This is a genomic window from Flavobacterium gossypii (assembly GCF_014138495.1).
GTDB classification, from domain to species: domain Bacteria; phylum Bacteroidota; class Bacteroidia; order Flavobacteriales; family Flavobacteriaceae; genus Flavobacterium; species Flavobacterium endophyticum.
On sequence record NZ_JACJIS010000001.1, the window covers coordinates 1,527,199 to 1,545,212 of the forward strand.

10 protein-coding genes are annotated in these 18,014 nt (G+C 43.2%); 3 read left to right on the forward strand and 7 right to left on the reverse strand.

What is annotated here, in order from left to right:
* Positions 1-34: 34 nt before the first annotated feature.
* Entirely contained in the window at positions 35-7,426 is a 7,392-nt protein-coding gene (locus tag GGR22_RS07050) for a choice-of-anchor J domain-containing protein (RefSeq protein ID WP_182493073.1), read from the reverse strand.
* Positions 7,427-8,065: 639 nt separating this feature from the next.
* Between GGR22_RS07050 and GGR22_RS07055 the strand changes: the two genes are divergently transcribed.
* Together GGR22_RS07055 and hflX are read left to right on the forward strand one after the other, a co-directional pair.
* A complete protein-coding gene (locus tag GGR22_RS07055; RefSeq protein WP_182493074.1) occupies positions 8,066-11,242 on the forward strand; it encodes an RCC1 domain-containing protein in 3,177 nt (1,058 codons plus the stop codon).
* 49 nt (positions 11,243-11,291) lie between these two features.
* Entirely contained in the window at positions 11,292-12,530 is a 1,239-nt protein-coding gene (gene hflX, locus GGR22_RS07060; protein ID WP_121375643.1) for a GTPase HflX, read from the forward strand.
* 60 nt (positions 12,531-12,590) lie between these two features.
* On the opposite strand, the gene GGR22_RS07065 is transcribed toward hflX, so the two are convergent.
* The 6 genes from GGR22_RS07065 to GGR22_RS07090 all read right to left on the reverse strand — a co-directional run bounded on the left by GGR22_RS07065 (position 12,591) and on the right by GGR22_RS07090 (position 16,691).
* A complete protein-coding gene (locus tag GGR22_RS07065; RefSeq protein ID WP_317169785.1) occupies positions 12,591-13,478 on the reverse strand; it encodes a DUF3078 domain-containing protein in 888 nt (295 codons plus the stop codon).
* Between the two features lie 67 nt (positions 13,479-13,545).
* Positions 13,546-14,052, reverse strand: a complete 507-nt coding sequence (locus GGR22_RS07070; protein ID WP_182493075.1) for a DUF2480 family protein — start codon at positions 14,050-14,052, stop codon at positions 13,546-13,548.
* Between the two features lie 139 nt (positions 14,053-14,191).
* Positions 14,192-14,515, reverse strand: coding sequence for an SUF system Fe-S cluster assembly protein (locus GGR22_RS07075; protein WP_121375646.1), 324 nt, complete (start codon positions 14,513-14,515; stop codon positions 14,192-14,194).
* A 78-nt stretch (positions 14,516-14,593) separates the two neighbouring features.
* Complete coding sequence (locus tag GGR22_RS07080) at positions 14,594-15,019, reverse strand: SufE family protein (RefSeq protein WP_182493076.1); 426 nt, start codon at positions 15,017-15,019, stop codon at positions 14,594-14,596.
* A 5-nt stretch (positions 15,020-15,024) separates the two neighbouring features.
* Positions 15,025-15,465, reverse strand: coding sequence for a hypothetical protein (locus GGR22_RS07085; RefSeq protein WP_121375648.1), 441 nt, complete (start codon positions 15,463-15,465; stop codon positions 15,025-15,027).
* A gap of 11 nt (positions 15,466-15,476) precedes the next feature.
* Positions 15,477-16,691 (reverse strand): aminotransferase class V-fold PLP-dependent enzyme, encoded by a 1,215-nt coding sequence (locus GGR22_RS07090; protein WP_182493077.1) that lies wholly within the window; start codon positions 16,689-16,691, stop codon positions 15,477-15,479.
* A gap of 420 nt (positions 16,692-17,111) precedes the next feature.
* On the opposite strand from GGR22_RS07090, the gene GGR22_RS07095 reads away from it, so the two are divergent.
* Entirely contained in the window at positions 17,112-17,984 is an 873-nt protein-coding gene (locus GGR22_RS07095) for a heme/hemin ABC transporter substrate-binding protein (protein WP_182493078.1), read from the forward strand.
* Positions 17,985-18,014: the final 30 nt, after the last annotated feature.

An 18,014-nucleotide genomic window follows, 5' to 3' on the forward strand; every position in this document is an offset into this window, starting at 1 on the left:
CCTTAGCAGCAGGCAGTGTTTTTAATATATCTATTTAGTTTCTTTCTCTATTGATTTGAATCCATCCTGTTTTAGAAGATACACCGCTTCTTTCTATTACATAATAGTAAGTTCCATCAGGCAGTTCTTTTCCTCCGCTAGACTGTCCTCTCCATTGGTTCGTATAGTTTGTAAAGCTATATACTTCGGTACCGTAGCGGTTAAAGATAGTTAATTTCTTCACATTGAAACCGGTAAGGTCAAAAGTTTCGTTATTACCATCATTATTTGGCGAAATACCTTTTTGGATATCACAGAATGTGCTTGAAACCTCAACTGGTTTAACACTTTCACAACCAGTAGCCGTAATAATGGTTACTGTAAAGTTCAACGGATATTGAACCTCTCCAGAAAGTGTAGCAACATATTGCGATACATTGAAAGTACTGCTGTTGGTACCTACTTGTTCATTCTGAGCGTTTCTCCACACATACGTGTAGCTTGGGTCAGAAGGCGAAGCAATTAGAACATACTCATTATTTTGACATTCATTAGCGAAAGTAATGTCAAGCTGATTCTCAATAGTTACAGTAAATGAAGACTCTGATCTATTTCTACATGTAGCCGGATCTGCTGTAATTAGATAAGTAACTACATACGTACCTGGAGCACTTGTGCCAGCTATGATTTCACCCGTATTCGGGTTCAAGCTTAAGCCTGTGCTTGGGTTGGCAGTAAACTGTCCGCCTGGAGTAAATCCGCCAGTTGGTATAGATCCTTGAGTTCCTGAAGAACAGAAACTATCATCGCTATAAGCAAAATCCGTTACTGGGTTGATTGCCGTAGTAATCGTGATTGTAGTATCAAAACTTCCTGCATCTCTACAAAGCCCATTATCTTGAGGTACTGAATACGTGATCGTATACGTTCCTATTTGAGAGTTTGCTAAGTTGATTTCTCCTGTAGTCAAGTTCACAGATACATTCGGATCAGTCGAAGTATATTGTCCTCCTGTCACGAAACCTGCTCCTGGAACTGGCATCGGGTTAACCGTTGCATTCTTACAAACTGGTGTTGCATAACTGAAGGCTACCGCTGGCTGCGTAAGTGCATTGATAACGATAGTCGCATCAGTATTTCCTCCTAGACCACATCCTGAAGCAGCTACAGTATATTTAATAGTATACGTTCCTGGCTGAGAATTAGCAAGATCAATTTCTCCTGTTGTAGGGTCAAATACTACACCTGTACCAGCTACTAAACTATAAGTACCGCCAGTTACGAATCCTGAAACAGGAATCGGCATTGGGTTCGTACCGCTAATACAAACTGGAGTCGTATATGTGAATCCTGTCGTAGCCGTTCCAGAAGGATTGATACGGATATCAAAGAAACTTTGAGAGTACGCTCTACAAAGAGCCTCATCTTCTTCTATCGTATAGAATACTCTATACAATCCTGCTGTACTTGTCGTAAAGTCGATAGCACCAGTAGTAGCATCTAAGCCAAGACCTGTAGCTGGGGTAGCTGTAAATGTACCTCCTGCTGTATATCCAACACCTGGAATGACCGCAATTGGGCTAGGATCTGTGATACAGTATTCATCTTGTGGATACGTAAAGGCTGTACCAGGCGTAACTCCGCCAGTAACCGTAAACGTAAACGCACCTGTTTTGTCATCCGTACAATTTGTAATCGCAGGAGTAACCGTATAAGTAACAACATAGTCACCCGCAGCAGCGCCATCAAGAGTAACTTCTCCTGTAGTGGCATCAATTGGCAATGCTGGAGAAATAGTATACGCTCCTCCTACTGTAAATGCAAGAGCATCTGTCAATTCTGGAGTAATCGTTCCTGTTGGACACACTGGCGTTTCATATGTAAAGTCAGTATCAATTTCATTCACTTGTAATACAAATTCTACCGTCTCTTCACAACCATTGCTCACTTTTACGCTATATGTACCTTCCTGTGTATTGGCTGGAGTAATATTGAAAGTACTTCCAGTTTGGTCAGAAACCGTTCCGTCAGGCAATGTCCACGTATACGTTCCATCTGCCAAGTTAAAGTTTGTCGGTACTACAGTAGCTGTAGTCGAATCTCCTTCACAGATAATCATATCGCCATCTACCGTATACGCTGGCAGTGGATTGTTTGGTTTGATATTGAAATCTGTAATGATATGACATCCTGTTGAAGGCTTGTCAATTCTTACATACACTGGAACATCAACAGTAGTAGTAACAGAAGTAACAGCGCCTGTTGTTCCGTCTTCTGCCTCTGGAAGAGTCAGATAGTACGTAATCACATAGTCATCAGGATTTTCAAGACCGTCAAGAATCACATCAGTGTTAACAGTTACGTCAAACTGAGTTGTAGTTCCTGTACACGCTTTTAGATCTTCTGGCTCGTTTTCTGGGAATACGTCTTTAATAAGTTTTACCTCAGCTTTTCTTTCAACGCTAGTACCGTCACATTTGTCATACAACGCTACGGCTTGCATTAAAGCAACATCTTCGATACAAACATTGATATCTAGATCGTTGCTATAGAATTCTCCGTCTTTAAGCCATTTGAATACCACATTAGACAAATCTCCGTCTGGAATAAATCTCCAAGCTTCATTCTCAGCGGTCCAGTTTCCTGTATTTCTTCCTGGAGGAACAGCAAACTCAGTATTCGTATCTCCTTGAATACCTAGGACCCCAAGACCACCTTGCCAGCCCGGACAAGGAGTTCTCTTTTCTACATAAACATCAATCATGTTGCTTCCTTCATACAATACGATTTGGCTTGTTTGTAATAAGTTCGTACATGCTGTAGAATAAGAAGCCATTTTATAAATGTTCAATACGAATGCTCTACAAGGTGCTGTACCTAAAACGGTATAGTTGATAGAAGCATCAGCAGGAGAACGCTCTGGCCAAAGATCTTGCAATACGCCCGAAATAGAATTTCTATAAGGCAACGTAGTAGTATTTGCCATCGCCGGAATTAACGGAATAGTACTAGCTGGGAACAATTGGTACCCTGCATTAGGAGATCCTGGCTCATACATCCCTCCGTTTCCTGTAGGTCCAGAAATACTGAAGGTAATCGCACCGTTATCCGTAACTAATAATTTGCTATAAGCATCTCCAAAGAAACAGAAGTTAAACGGTCTGCTTTGTCCAGTAGAATCACTTAGCAATGTCAAGTCAACAAGCGGCGACCAGTCGTCATCGACAGTAATAGGAAGCACGATACTTCCAGGAGCTCCTACCAATGGGAATGGCGGTGCATAATCGATACGCTCTACACGGTATCTTGTAGTAGCCTGTGTTTGGAAATAGGTTGCCGATAGATCGATACATAAATCATCTGGACAAAGAATTTTTTCTTCCCCCAAAGACATTGTAATACCTTCGATATCCACACCAATACAGCCCGGTGAGTTATAAAGCGTAAATTCATAAGGTCCTGACCAGTAGCTCACGTTATCTGGTCCACAGATGGCTCTTACATAATATTCTTGAGGTACTGTAGGTGGTATTCCAGTAAGGTTAGCATTCGGCACAGTCACACGAGTTCCTGGTATTGATCCTGGGTAAGGACCGCCTGCTGCCTGGTGAACATACTCCCATGCTGTTTCTGTGCCTCCTGGTGTCCAGCTGATGTTAGCCGAACTAGCCGAAGTTTGCTCTACCGTCAAGTTAGTCGGATAAGGACATGTAATCGCAGAACAGAAAGGCATACCTCTGTACAATCTACTATTTGGTCTTCCAGTTCCTGGAGGTTTGGTATAGATTTGCTCGTTATAGAAGTTAGTAATCGTTAATCCTACTTGGCCTAAGTTAGCCGTACTAGCTGTACTAGGGTTCCAGAGCACTTCAAATTGAACACCAGGACAGAAATTCACAACCTGGTCTACAAAAGTAACTCCTGCTGGAGGCCCTGTCAAGGTAGCAACCAACAATCCGTTTTGCATAACATTCATCGAAACGCCAGCACCCCATCCGTTAGATGCCGTATCGGTCATTCTAAAAGTATAAGCACACAGATCCGCTGTTTCGCAAAGCAAGGTTCTGAACACGATAGGTCCAACCCATTGGCTTACGTTCGGATCAGCGCATACTGCTCTTACATAGTACTCATATTGGTTACCTGGCTGTAATGGCGCTCCAGTAACGGTATTCGTATTGGCAAGGAAGTTGATGTTATTTGTAGTAACAGCACCTGCAAAAGTAGCAGACGGAACTCCTGTTCCTACTGGCTGTACCGCAACCTGCCATTGTGTTTCTTGGTATCCTGGTGTCCAGAATAATTGTGCAGATGTCGAAGTGATGCTTCCCGCCACAATACCTAGATCCATCGGATCCGGACAGGCTGGGATTGGCTCAATTACAATATCGTCAATAAAGATTTTGTTTCTGCTGTCTGCTCCTTGTGGAATATGGAAAGCGATGTTTGCCAAAGATGGAGCAGGACCGCCTCGACCAACTAAATTGATGATACGCTCTCTGTATTCTGTATTGGTCAATCTGCCAGTCCATAAAAGTGACTGTGCATCTACGTTGAAATCTAAAGGAGTAATATTTCCTCCTGTTGAAATTCTTACTTCAAGCGTATTCGCTGCAGTAGCACTAGCTACTTTATATTTATAGCGTATTCTATAGCCTGTTCTTAAGTCTAATACTGGTGAAATCAACCAGTCATCATTGTTTGTTCCGTCATTTGGCGTGAACGTAGCTACTTCGTTACCTTCAAAAGGTGTCGCAGTGTCGTTCATGTTCCAAGTATTCGTACCACTAACACTCAAAGTAGACCAGCAAAGCTGTCTTGGTGAAGTGCTGTTGAATCCTTCAGAATAAGGAACTGGTATCGGATCACACGCTGTATTGAACAAGAATGGACCCACCCAACGGCTAACGTCAGTACCAGAACAAACTGCTCTTACATAAAACTCATATTGGGTTGCTGGTGCTAATGTCGGTAATAATGGCGACCCTATTCCTCCAGCTCCGAAACGGATACCGTTAGTTGGTGCATTAACAGCTTCCGGATCATTATAAGTTGGGACAGCACCACCTGGTGCCTGAACCACTACCTGCCAAGCAGATGCTGCTCCTAAAGCTGGTTGTGTCCAACCTAAAACAGCGCTTGTTGGTGTTTGCCCAGAAACATTTAAGTTAGTCGGGATACCACAAGATACCGCCGTTCTAAACGTAAACGGACCTACCCACAAACTCGCCCTATTAGGACCACAAACTGTTCTGATATAGAATACATAAGGAGTATCCGAAATCAATCCAGTTCTTGGATTAGGACGTGTGCTAGTAACGTTGGCTAAATTGATAGGATCTGTATTCAATGGAACTACTGCAGATTCTTGTGGCGACAGATAGATTTCCCAGTCCGTAGTTGGTCCAGATGGAAGCGATGCCGGAGTCCAAGTTAAAGTGGCTCCATTGGCAGTAATTCCTGTAGCGCCCAAGTTAATAGGAACTGGACATTTTGGGAATTCACAATCGACCATTTCTGTAAACAGTGGCGCAGTGCCAGGGGCTCCTGTACCGGCTGTTTTTTGATACAATAATTGTCCGAATGAATTTTGGACAACAACTCCTACGGTTGCAGGAGCAGTTCCGCCCGATACCCATACCAATTCGAATGGGATACCATGACATAAAGGAACTGGTACTACTAAAGAAGTACCTGATGTAAATTGCGGTCCAAGGACTTTTACCGTGATACCGTTTTGTCTCACATGCATCACTGCTCCCTGCCATCCGTTGGTTCCGGTCAGCCTGAAGTTATGGTTACATGGACTCGACGTAGTCGGATCCGGATTACAAATAGGAGTAAAGAACTCAAACGGACCTGCCCAAGGGCTATAGGTCGAACCACCTGCTACGCACAAAGCTCGTACCCAGTATTGGTAAGATGTTGAACCTGTTAGAGCAGTTCCATCAGCCATTTGAGTAAAAACATGTCCTGTATTAGTAGTCACTGTTTGTGAAGGCGATCCTACAGCAGGAATAGCAGATCCTGCTGGCTGAATAGCCACTTGCCACTCCGTATAACCAGGAACATTGCCCCACGATAGAGTTGCTTGAGTCTGTGTAATATTTGATGCTGCTAAGGCAGTCGGCTCATCACAAGTAATGTATTGTAATTCTAAGTAATAGCCTATCGTTTGGTTGGCGCTTGTAGAAGAAACAACCACAATATAGGTCTGTCCTGCAGTTACAGAAAGAAGCGTAACAATTCTAGTCGTACTGTTAGTATTTGCTGCACCCGCAACGCAGCTTACTCCTACGTTCGCACAGCTGCTGTATACAAATACACCAGAGTTTGGCCCTGTAGGGGTCATCTCTACACGGATATCGCCACTAGTCGGAGCAACAAAAGAATAAAATACTTCGTTACCCGTCATATAGTTGGTTCCTGCCGGAACCGCCCCACAGCCAGTTCCCTGTGCTACATCGGTTCTGTCGTTAGAATTCGTAGTATGGTTTGTAGTAGAATACGGTATGCCTGGCATCACGATAGGATCCGCGCACGTTTCTCCTAAAGAAGCCGTCGTAAAAAAGTAAGGCGTTGTCCAATCACTCTTGTTGGTTGGCGAACAGACTGCTCTTACATAATATTTATAATTGGTATCTGGAGTTAATGTTCCAAGAGGAATATTATAGGTTGTCCCAGTTACTGGTACTATAGTACCATCTGTAATCTGTTGGTTATCACGAACGATAATCACTTCAAATTCTGTAGCACCTCCTGCTGGAACAGTCCAAGTTAGAGTTGCATTTGTCATGTTGATCGTAGGAGCCTGCAAATTGTTAGGCATCTCACATTTTTTAGAAACGCGGACATCATCGATATAGAAACGGTCTCCACCAATTCCCACAGTCGTCTGTGCATGCACACGTACAAAAGCAATATAGACCTGTTCGCCGGCATTATAGCCTAATGCTTTCAGGTTGACCGTTTTTTCATCCCAACGTGGAGTGGTTCCGTTCTCTTCATAAATCCCATTAGGATTTAGCTCAAGCTCGGTCCAGTCTTCAGCCAGCGTATAGTTGGCAGGATTGTTAACGTCTCCCGTTAGGGTTCTTGAAACTCGGACTTCATAAACAGTCCCTTGATTGTCATTCAAGAAGGCTCTAGTTAAAAATTGCAATTGGGCATTGTCAGGTAGGGTAACAAGAGTGGTACGCAACCAATCTCGAGAAGTGTTCCCTTGTCCTGCCTGATAATTCTGGACAAAAGCCGAATTAGGAGCTGAGGCCGAAAAGTTGGCCTGGGTGTTGATTCCCCATAACCTTGGCGGCGATCCCAACCCATTATTAAACTGGGCCCAGCCTGTCGGCAGAGTCGTACCTCCATCAAAGTTCTCCGTCAAACCTTGCCCAAAGGTGACGAGAGACATGAAAAAGGTAAGAAGTAATAAGGTAATTTTTTTCATAAAATGAAAAGTTTAGGTTGTTTAATATATTTTGATAAAAATTTAAGAACTTCAAATTTAACTATTTTTAAGAATATCATAACAAAAAAATGACATTTAACTAAATTGTTTTGTGATAAACCGTAATTTTTGGGCTTCTAGCCTCTTTTATTCGCATCATTTCTTCTTGTTTTCGGGTTTTTTTTGCTGTTTTCTCGCTACCCATCGCCCAAAAACAGACGCTTTTATCAAAAAATACATTTTTTAACATTTTTTATGAAAGATGTGACAATAAATCGTAATTTGCCCTAAAATTCCTGCAATCCGTTGGCATAAAATAGGTTATAGGGTACTCCAATTGGCCTTTTAAGCAGTAATATAAGGAAGTTTTCGTGAGTCAGAGACAGCTAAACATAAAGCAGGAAAATAAGTAAGAAAGTTTTATTATGAAGGCAAGAAATGCCGCTATAAACTCAACAATGCTGATATGAGGTTGTGAAGTGCTACTATAGACTTAGAACTACTAATATGAACTTCAACCTGCTGATATGAAGCAATGCTAGTAAGAAAAACAAAGGAAATGCATAATAACATTAAAACACTTATATATTAAAGGAGTGGCTTACATTTTTATTAACCATTTAAAATAATTTAGATTAAATGAAAAAAACAATACTTTTTTTACTTTTAGCTTTATGCGGAAGTAGCGTAGATGCGCAATGCTGGAAATCGGGCAGTTATTGTTCTTCAATAAAAACAGATGGTACGTTATGGATGTGGGGAGACAACTCTACTGGGAGACTGGGGGATGGGACAACATTATATAAAAACTTACCATTGAAAGTAGGAACCGACATATGGCAATTTATCAGCAGTTGTCCATCGCATACTATTGCAATTAAAGCGGATGGAACATTGTGGGCCTGGGGCTCAAACACTTTAGGACAGCTTGGCGATGGAACAAATATTAACAGACTGACACCCGTCCAAATTGGTACAGATAACAATTGGAAATCAGCATCAGTAAATTCAGTTGGTAAACATTCACTTGCGATTAAAACCGATGGAACTCTATGGGCATGGGGAGGCAATAATTACGGCCAGCTTGGAGACGGTACAAGTATTTCAAAAAATATACCAATTCAGATAGGAACAGATACCGATTGGAAATCAATAGACACTGGGTTTAATTTTTCAGTAGCAATAAAAACCAATGGCACTCTTTGGTCATGGGGAATAAACAACTATGGTCAACTAGGGCTTGGCCATCAGATGAATAGAAGCACTCCCCAACAAATTGGCATCAATAATGATTGGATAACTTTTCGCATACAATATGAAACTTGTCATGCTATAAAGTCAAATGGAACATTATGGGCATGGGGAAGTAACAACCCCACATCGGAATTGTATTATTATCTTGGCGATGGAACTACGGCAGCCTATAGATCCTCACCCACGCAAATTGGAACTGACAACAATTGGACGCATTTAGGAGCGCATTCAGCCATAAAAAGCAACGGCACATTATGGGGATGGGGATTTAATTTAGGAGGGCAAGTTGGTGATGGCACAAATATAACTAGACCAAATCCAACACAGATTGGAACGGCTAACAATTGGAAACAACTCTTTTATGCAAGCAAATTAAAAACTGACGGAACGCTTTGGACAAATGGAACAAATTATGAAGGTCAGCTTGGGAATGGTTCAGGAGCTGCTTTTTCTTTGGTGCTAGTTCAGATCCCAACCACCTATTGCCCGGCAACACCGCTAGCTGCAAACGACGATTCCGGAATTGCTTTAAGCGGGCTTTCAACCACACCCATTGCCAATGTGCTCAGCAATGACACTTTAAATGGTAGCTCAGCAACCTTATCAAATGTTACCTTGTTTTTTGTGAGCGCTAACCATAGCGGCATCACTCTAAATACAACAACGGGAGCTGTCAATGTTGATCCAACTGTACCAGTAGGAAGTTACTCTTTAGTATATCAAATCTGTCAGACAGCAAGCATTTCTAACTGCGACACAGCTACGGTCACTATAACCGTAAATCCGCAGACCGTCGATGCCGTAACCGATAATTTTTCTAGTACGCCAATCAATTACCTGACGGGAGATATGACATCATCAGTACTTTCTAACGACACGGTCAATGGCTCTGCTGCCAATCCTGCCGATGTGAGTATAACACTTACAAATAATGGTGGTATTGCAGGCGCTTCCGTAAATCCAGATGGTACGATCTGGATTCCGGCAGCTACGCTCATCAATACCTATACCCTACAGTATAGTATCTGTCTGGTATCAAATCCGTCCATTTGCGACACCGCTTCGGTAACCATCTCGGTAGCCGACCCTATGATTACGACACCAGAAATTGCTTTTGCCATTCGCGCGAACAAGACAGTAGTTCAGTCAGAACTCCAGAGTACTGGAAAAATCATCATCAGTGGTGCATTTAACAAATACAACGATGTCAATGCCAAACACCTAATGCGATTGAATACCAACCTGACACAAGATATTTCTTTCCCAGCCTTAGGAACCTTACCTGACCCACCGTATGACTTTAAAGTGCTTTCCAACGACAAGATTATCGTGGTTGGAACCTTTACCTCCGTTAATGGAACCTCAACAGGGAAGGGCATCGCTAGACTAAATGCCGACGGAACGGTCGATTCAAGTTTTAACATAGGCGGTACTGGTATCGGTACCAATGACAGGGTATTAGCCTGTGCTATACAAAGCGATGGAAAGATTCTATTGGGCGGTGGTTTTATCCGTTCTTATAATGGTGTGCCAGTACGAAATATGATTCGGCTTAATGCCGACGGCTCGCTCGATACGTCATTTGTATATCCTTATACATATGAGCCGAGCACTTTCGGGTCCATACATACCATCAACGTAACTGCTGACGGCAAGATAATAGCTTCTGGAAACTATAGCACAATGCCCAACGGACAGCCCAATCTCTTCCTGCTCAATGCTGACGGGTCACTTGATGAAAATTTCCTTAAGGGAATTGTAGGGCAAGAGTATTATAGAGATACGAATTACTGCTCATCTTGTATTGCTCCAATACAAAACGTGGTACTACAGCCCGATGGTTTTATTCTGGTTGTTGGAGCTTTTAATTCCTATTTAAAATATACAAGAAAAAACATCGTGAGGCTTAATGCCTTAGGAAGAGTAGACCTTGCATTTGCATCCACGCTTTCAGACAGGGTCATCAATGATGTAGTGGTAGAACCCGACGGAAAACTGATTCTCGGCGGTGAGTTTACGACATTACATGGCTTTACACATGCCAAATTAGTACGATTAAATGCTAATGGAACGCGCGATGCTTCTTTCAGTTCAGGTAGCGGTCCGACACACACTTCTATTCCAGCACCTATGCCGAGCGTCATGGACCTAAACCGCCAAGTCGACGGAAAAGTAATCGTTTCAGGAACCTTTAGCCATTACAACGGCATCTCTGCCACCAACATCACTAGAATAACTCCTGAAATTCCGGGCGGACAAGCCAGAGGTACGCTACAGTTATGGAATACCGAACCAGAAATTGAAAACAGCCTGATGTTGGCAGACGGAATCCGCATCTACCCAAATCCAAGCAGCGGTATCTTTACGATCGACCTGACCGAATCCAAAGGCCAGTTCACTACAATTGCCGTATACAATACATTAGGCCAGGCCGTATATCAAAAAAATACCCTGCCCGAAGCCGTAAACGAGATTGATCTGTCGGCACTGCCGAGCGGTTATTATTATGCGAAAATGGCAGGCAGCAGCGGCAGCGTACAGAAAGTACTGCTAAAAAAATAATGCCAATGCCTGACGTATATTTAGGCAAACTGTTTTTATCTTTGCACTTATGCTAGAAAAAGAAACCATAAAGTTTGAAAAGACGGTAGTCGTTGGGATTATAACGCAGCAACAGAATGAAGAAAAGCTCAACGAATACCTCGATGAGCTCGAGTTCCTGACCTATACCGCCGGAGGCGAAGTCGTAAAACGATTTTCCCAAAAGATGGAACGTCCGAACCCAAAAACCTTTTTAGGAACGGGAAAAATGGACGAAATCCACCATTATGTCAAAGAACACGCCATCAATACCGTTATTTTTGACGACGAGCTTACGCCATCGCAACAAAAGAACATTACCAAGATACTGGACTGCAAGGTCCTGGACCGTACGAACCTTATCTTGGACATTTTTGCCCAAAGGGCCGAAACTTCCTATGCCCGCACTCAGGTAGAATTGGCACAATGCCAGTACCTGTTGCCAAGGCTGTCGGGAATGTGGACCCACTTGGAACGCCAAAAAGGAGGTATCGGGATGCGCGGTCCTGGAGAGACAGAGATCGAGACCGATAGACGTATCGTCCGTGACCGTATTGCCCTGCTAAAAGACAAGATCAAGGTCATCGACAAGCAGATGTCCGTTCAAAGAAGCAACCGCGGCGCCATGGTACGTGTAGCTTTGGTCGGCTATACCAACGTAGGCAAGTCAACGCTGATGAACGTCATCAGCAAAAGCGAAGTCTTTGTAGAAAACAAGCTGTTTGCGACATTGGATACCACGGTACGAAAGGTAGTCATCAAAAACCTGCCGTTCCTGTTGTCTGATACCGTTGGATTTATCCGAAAATTGCCGACCCAGCTGGTCGAATCGTTCAAGAGTACGCTTGACGAAGTACGCGAAGCTGATTTGTTGCTGCACGTCGTAGACATCTCGCACCCTGATTTTGAAGAACATATTGCTTCCGTAAACCAGATCTTGGCCGACATCAAGAGTGCCGACAAGCCGACCATCATGGTCTTTAACAAGATCGACGCCTACAAGCACCTGACCATCGACGAAGACGATCTGATTACGGAAAAGACGACCAAGCACTATACCCTAGAGGAATGGAAAGCCACTTGGATGTCGCGTATCGGAGAAGACAAGGCGCTGTTTATCGCGGCAGTCAACAAAGAAAACTTCGAGGAATTCCGCGAAAAAGTATACGAAGCCGTACGCGAAATACACATCACGCGCTTCCCGTACAACAAATTCCTGTATCCTGACTATAAGGAAGCTCCGGAAGATAAAAATACCGACGGCGAATAAGCCAGACATAAAAAAAGCCTTCAGTAGTGAAGGCTTTTTCTTTTATAATAGATATGTAATCTAGAATCCGTAGTTCGCTCCTACCCCGAATACCTGCCTGATCTGGAATCCTTGGAAGGCATTGTCATCATAAATCGTCTGGAACGACAAGTTGGTAGAAAGATATTTGTTGATTTTCATCACGATATTCAGCTGGTAGTCCAGATCCACATTTTGAGGATCCTCCAGATAATTCGAATACAAGCTCAAGATGTTCTCGAACGTCACATTAGCCATGATGTCCAGCTTATAATAGGCCGAAGCATAAGCACCCAGCTCATAGCGCAGCGACTTGCCCTCTTTTACACCAAAATAGGCTTCATTAGGCAACGTAAAGTTTTTGTCTACAAACGTAATTTTAGAAGTAGCAGGGGCAAAATTGAATTTCAAATTATCATCCCTTTTCCAAAGAATACCAGGACCAAAAGTCAGATACGCTGGTGATAAGAAGTTCGTATACTCTGTCCTGATTTCGACACCATTGGCATCTTTGCCATACTCATACCCTTTGGTAAACTGCGTCTTAAAGTTCAAGAAAGCTGAATAATACCAGCGGCTGTCCGGCTTGAATTTTTTACCAAGCAAAGAGTTCAGTTCCAGACGGTCGTCGGTCTTTTTCGCAAAAGAACTCGTACGCGTTTTCACGATACCATACGAAGCAATGACCTTGTTGTCCCAAGTAATATCATCCTTCTTGTAGTTAAAGTCATAATTGACCCCTATAGTTCCGGAGATGTTGTTCTCTCCTCCCGCAAGCCAGTTGTCGAAGGTAGATTGGTTAAAAAGAAGCGACGCATTCCCTTTGGTTTGCCAAGTCTTTACGGTATCGGCAGGTGTAGCCGACGGCTCTTGAGCTTTTGCCTGAGTCATTCCGAACAAGCAAAGCAGCAGTAAGGTGAGTTTCTTTATCATCATGTTGGGTTTTACACAAAGATATTAAATACCCCTTTTTAAACCCGAAAAAGTACTAAAAAAGTTACTTTTTCTTATACAAAGGCACGGCTGAACATGCCTCGCCATACATAATGCTTCGCGCAAAAGGCTGTAACTTTTGGGCGGCCAAAAGATAAGCTCCCATCGGTACCGGCTTTCTGGAACAGCCCTTGATGATGACCGGTTTCCCTTCGTATTTTGAATAATCCAGAGTGGGAAGAATTGCTTCATACAGCGAAGTCTCCAGATCCTCCAGTCGGCCATAAGCCACCCTTTTTGCAAACGGCGAAAGATACACCGTCACCAATATAGTAGCCCAAGCCGGAACAATCGCATCCGTACTGCAGAATACCGCCACATACTGATCCTGATACTGCGTCCAATCGTGGTTTTTCAAATACTCGCGGAAATCCTTCTCACGTAGTAAAAAACCCTCCAAAAGCCATTGCGAAATATCCAGCTCTGCCCGCTGCCCTTTCGGATAATAATCCTCTAGGTCAAACACTTCCAGCGCGCTGTTCGCAACCTTATTTATAATTTCTCCGTCCATTGAGATAGTTGATAATTGATAGTTGATAGTGAGTAGTTGCCAGTTGGTAGTGAATAATGGATAGTGGATAGTTGGGAGTAGACAGTCAATGCTATACAATCACAAAAACTATCAACTACCCACTATCAACTATAACCTACTAAAGCATTCCCAATTCCAATTTCGCTTCCTCGCTCATCAAGTCCTTGCTCCAAGGCGGGTCAAAAGTAATTTCTACCTCAGTAGCTTTCACGTTCTCAATCTTGTTGACTTTTTCCTCCACCTCTCTCGGAAGGCTTTCGGCCACAGGACAGTTAGGCGACGTTAGCGTCATTAATATTTTTACCTCATAATCCGTATTCACCATGACATCATAAATAAGCCCCAGCTCATAAATGTCTACCGGAATTTCCGGATCATAAATCGTCTTCAGTATTTTTACGATATCCTCGCCCAATTGGTTGGTATCTATTTCGTGTTCCATGATTGTTGTACTTGTTTTGTTATTCGAATGTAACTCCTTTTATTTGATGGCTTTGCCCAATTCTGTCACTCTTTTTAGCTAGGAACCCGACTGGAAAGCCAGCGCATACATCTTGATCTGCTTGATCATCGACACCAGCCCGTTGGCCCGCGTTGGCGACAAATGCTCCTTTAGTCCGATTTCATCAATAAACTTCGTATCCGCTTCCAAGATGTCCGAAGCCTTCTGGTTAGAAAAAGTCCGGATCAAGATCGCGATAATGCCTTTCGTCAAGATCGCATCGCTGTCGGCCGTAAAGACAATCTTGTCGTCCTGCTTTTCGCCGTGCAGCCACACTTTCGACTGGCAGCCCTTGATGATATTGTCTTCTGTTTTGTATTGGTCATTGATCATCGGAAGCGTCTTGCCCAGATCGATCACATATTGGTAACGCTCGTCCCAATTCTCGTCGTCAAACATCGAGAATTCGTCCTTTATTTCGTCTTGTATTTCTTGAATCGTCATAATTTTTAATCTTCTTTTTGCATATCCGAAGCCGCTATGATTTTCTCCACCAGCTTTTCAATTTCTTTAGGAGGCGTTCCATGGTCAAACGAAGTACTTTTATACGTATCCTTGCCGTGGATCACAGTCAGGCTCGCAATCATAGCACCGTCATAAAACCTTTTTTCAGTAGGGGCTTTCAAGTTTTGGATGTTATTCTTGTCAATCTTTGCCAATAAATCCAGCATCTCGTTCCAATCGCTTCGCGACAGCTTTTTCTCCACAGCCTCCCCTTTCCTTCCCTTGATGGTAAAGATCGTGTCCTGCTTGGCGATAATTTTAGCATAGTTCCCTCGGGTCGTAGCCTCATATTCAAAAGAAATGTTTTCGCTTTCCTTTCGCAGTTCCGAGCTGTTACAGCCCTTGGCGAGAACCAGAACCAATACAAATGCAGATAATAATTTCATAGCTATATAATTTAGGATAACATTGTTTTTGCCTTTTTGACCGCCTCGACCAGCGCATCAATTTCTTCCTTCGTATTGTAAAACGCAAAAGAAGCACGAATCGTTCCCGGAATATCAAAAAAGCGCATGATCGGCTGTGCACAGTGATGTCCTGTACGCACCGCTATTCCTAGCTTGTCAACAATCGTACCGATATCAAACGGATGGATGCCCTCCACATTAAACGAAATTACCGAAGTCTTATGCTCCGAAGTTCCGTAGATTTTCACGCCCTCGATTTCCAGCAGCCTGCGCGTGCCGTACTCCAAAAGCTCATTCTCATAGGCCGCAATCGCTTCAAAACCAATCGAGTTCAGATAATCGATAGCCGTGCCCAAGACAATTCCCCCCGCAATATTGGGCGTTCCCGCCTCAAATTTATGCGGCAGATCTGCATACGTTGTCTTTTCAAAAGTCACCTCCTTGATCATCTCGCCGCCGCCCTGATACGGAGGCAGCTTGTTGAGCCACGCCTCTTTTCCGTACAAGATGCCCGTGCCCGTAGGCCCGCAGATCTTATGGCCCGAAAAGACATAAAAGTCGCAATCCAGTGCCTGCACGTCCGGCTTCATATGCGCTGCAGACTGTGCCCCGTCGATCAAGACTGCCGCCCCAAAACGGTGCGCTTTCGCTATAATTTCTTCTATCGGATTAATGGTGCCCAACGCATTCGAGATATGGTTGACCGCAATAATTTTTGTCTTTTCCGAAAGCAGTCGGTCAAACCCCTCCATGACCAGTTCGCCCTTTTCGTTCATCGGGATAACGGTCAGTTGAGCGCCCGTCCTTTCGCACAGCATCTGCCACGGAACAATATTCGAATGATGCTCCAAAGCCGAAACCATCACCTCATCCCCCGGTTTCAAAAGCGAAGCAAACCCATTAGCGACCAGATTGACGCCATGCGTCGTTCCCGACGTAAAAAGCACCTCGTGGCTATGAGCCGCATTGATATGGCGCTGGATTTTGCCGCGCGAAGCCTCATACGCATCAGTCGCCAATTGGCTCAGCTTGTGCACGCCGCGATGGATGTTCGCATTGATTTCTTCATAATAAGAAGCAATCGCCTCTAAGACTACTTTAGGCTTTTGAGAAGTCGCCGCATTATCGAAATAAACCAACGGCTTGCCGTTCACTTTCTGAGAAAGTATCGGGAATTCGGCTCGAATGGATTGGATATCTAACATGTTATATTTGGAAATAGATGCAAATTTACGGTATGTTTATGTAATACGGTAAGAATTAAGATAGAATTAAAACTTCGCCGCAGTTCAAGTAAAAAACCGGCCTATTTTACCTTAGTTACTCTATAGTTACTCTATAGTTACTCCATGGTTACTCCATAGATACTCCATAGATAGTCCATGGTGAGTCCATGTCAGCCCATCTCTTGGCAAGATCAAAAACAGTATCGCTGGAGACGTAATTTAGAAAGCCGTCGTTCTATTCTTTACAGCAATAGAAAAACAAGACATTCCGAGTACCGTCAAAATAAAGCGCTACAGTAATTTAAGGAAACTTTTAAGATTTTTTACTTTCACGACTACAAAAATAGTTATAGTTTTGCGGTTATTTAGATTTATTTAAAATAACAAACACAGTTACAGATGAAAAAAATAAGCGTTCTTGTTCTTGCAATCGTTTCATTAGCAGTAGTTTCTTGTAAAAAAGAAGAAGCTAAAAAGGAAGAAGCTCCGGCTGAAAAAACCGAAGCCCACAAAATTGTTTCATTAAACGGTGCCGTAACCGAAATCGTTGCCGCTTTAGGTCACGAAAAAGAAATAGTAGGAGTTGACGTCACTTCAACCTATCCAGAAACAATCAAAACCACTGCAGCCGATTTGGGCCACGTTCGCTCGATCACGATTGAATCGATCATTGCCTTGAAACCTACAGTAATCATCGGTACAGAAAAAGACATGAGTCCAGAACTGGCAGAAAAAATCAAAAATGCTGGTATTGAAGCCCATATCCTAAAACAAGAATTCACTCCAGAAGGAACAAAAAAACTAATCGCTGAAGTAGCCGGAATCCTAAAAACAACCGACTTCAAAGCGTTGACCGATAAAATTGATGCTGATTTGGCAAAAGTACAGCCAATCGCAAAAGCCCCAAAAGTATTGTTCATCTATGCCCGTGGCGCAGGAACCCTAATGGTATCTGGAAAAAACACGCCGGTTGAAAAAACGATTGCTTTGGCGGGCGGTCAAAATGCAGTTACTGAGTTTGAAGATTTTAAGCCATTGACTCCAGAATCGCTTATCAAAGGAAATCCTGATGTAATCTTGTTGTTTACTTCTGGATTAGAAAGCCTTGGCGGTGTGGACGGATTGCTTAAAATCCAAGGCGTTGACAAAACAAACGCAGGAAAAAACAAAAAAATTATTGCTTTAGACGGTGCCCTGATTTCAGGTTTTGGCCCGCGTGTTGGCGAAGGTGCTGCGGCATTAAACGCCGAGTTGATCAAAGCCACAAAATAACAAATCCCAAAAGGGTTTAGCTTGCTGGTT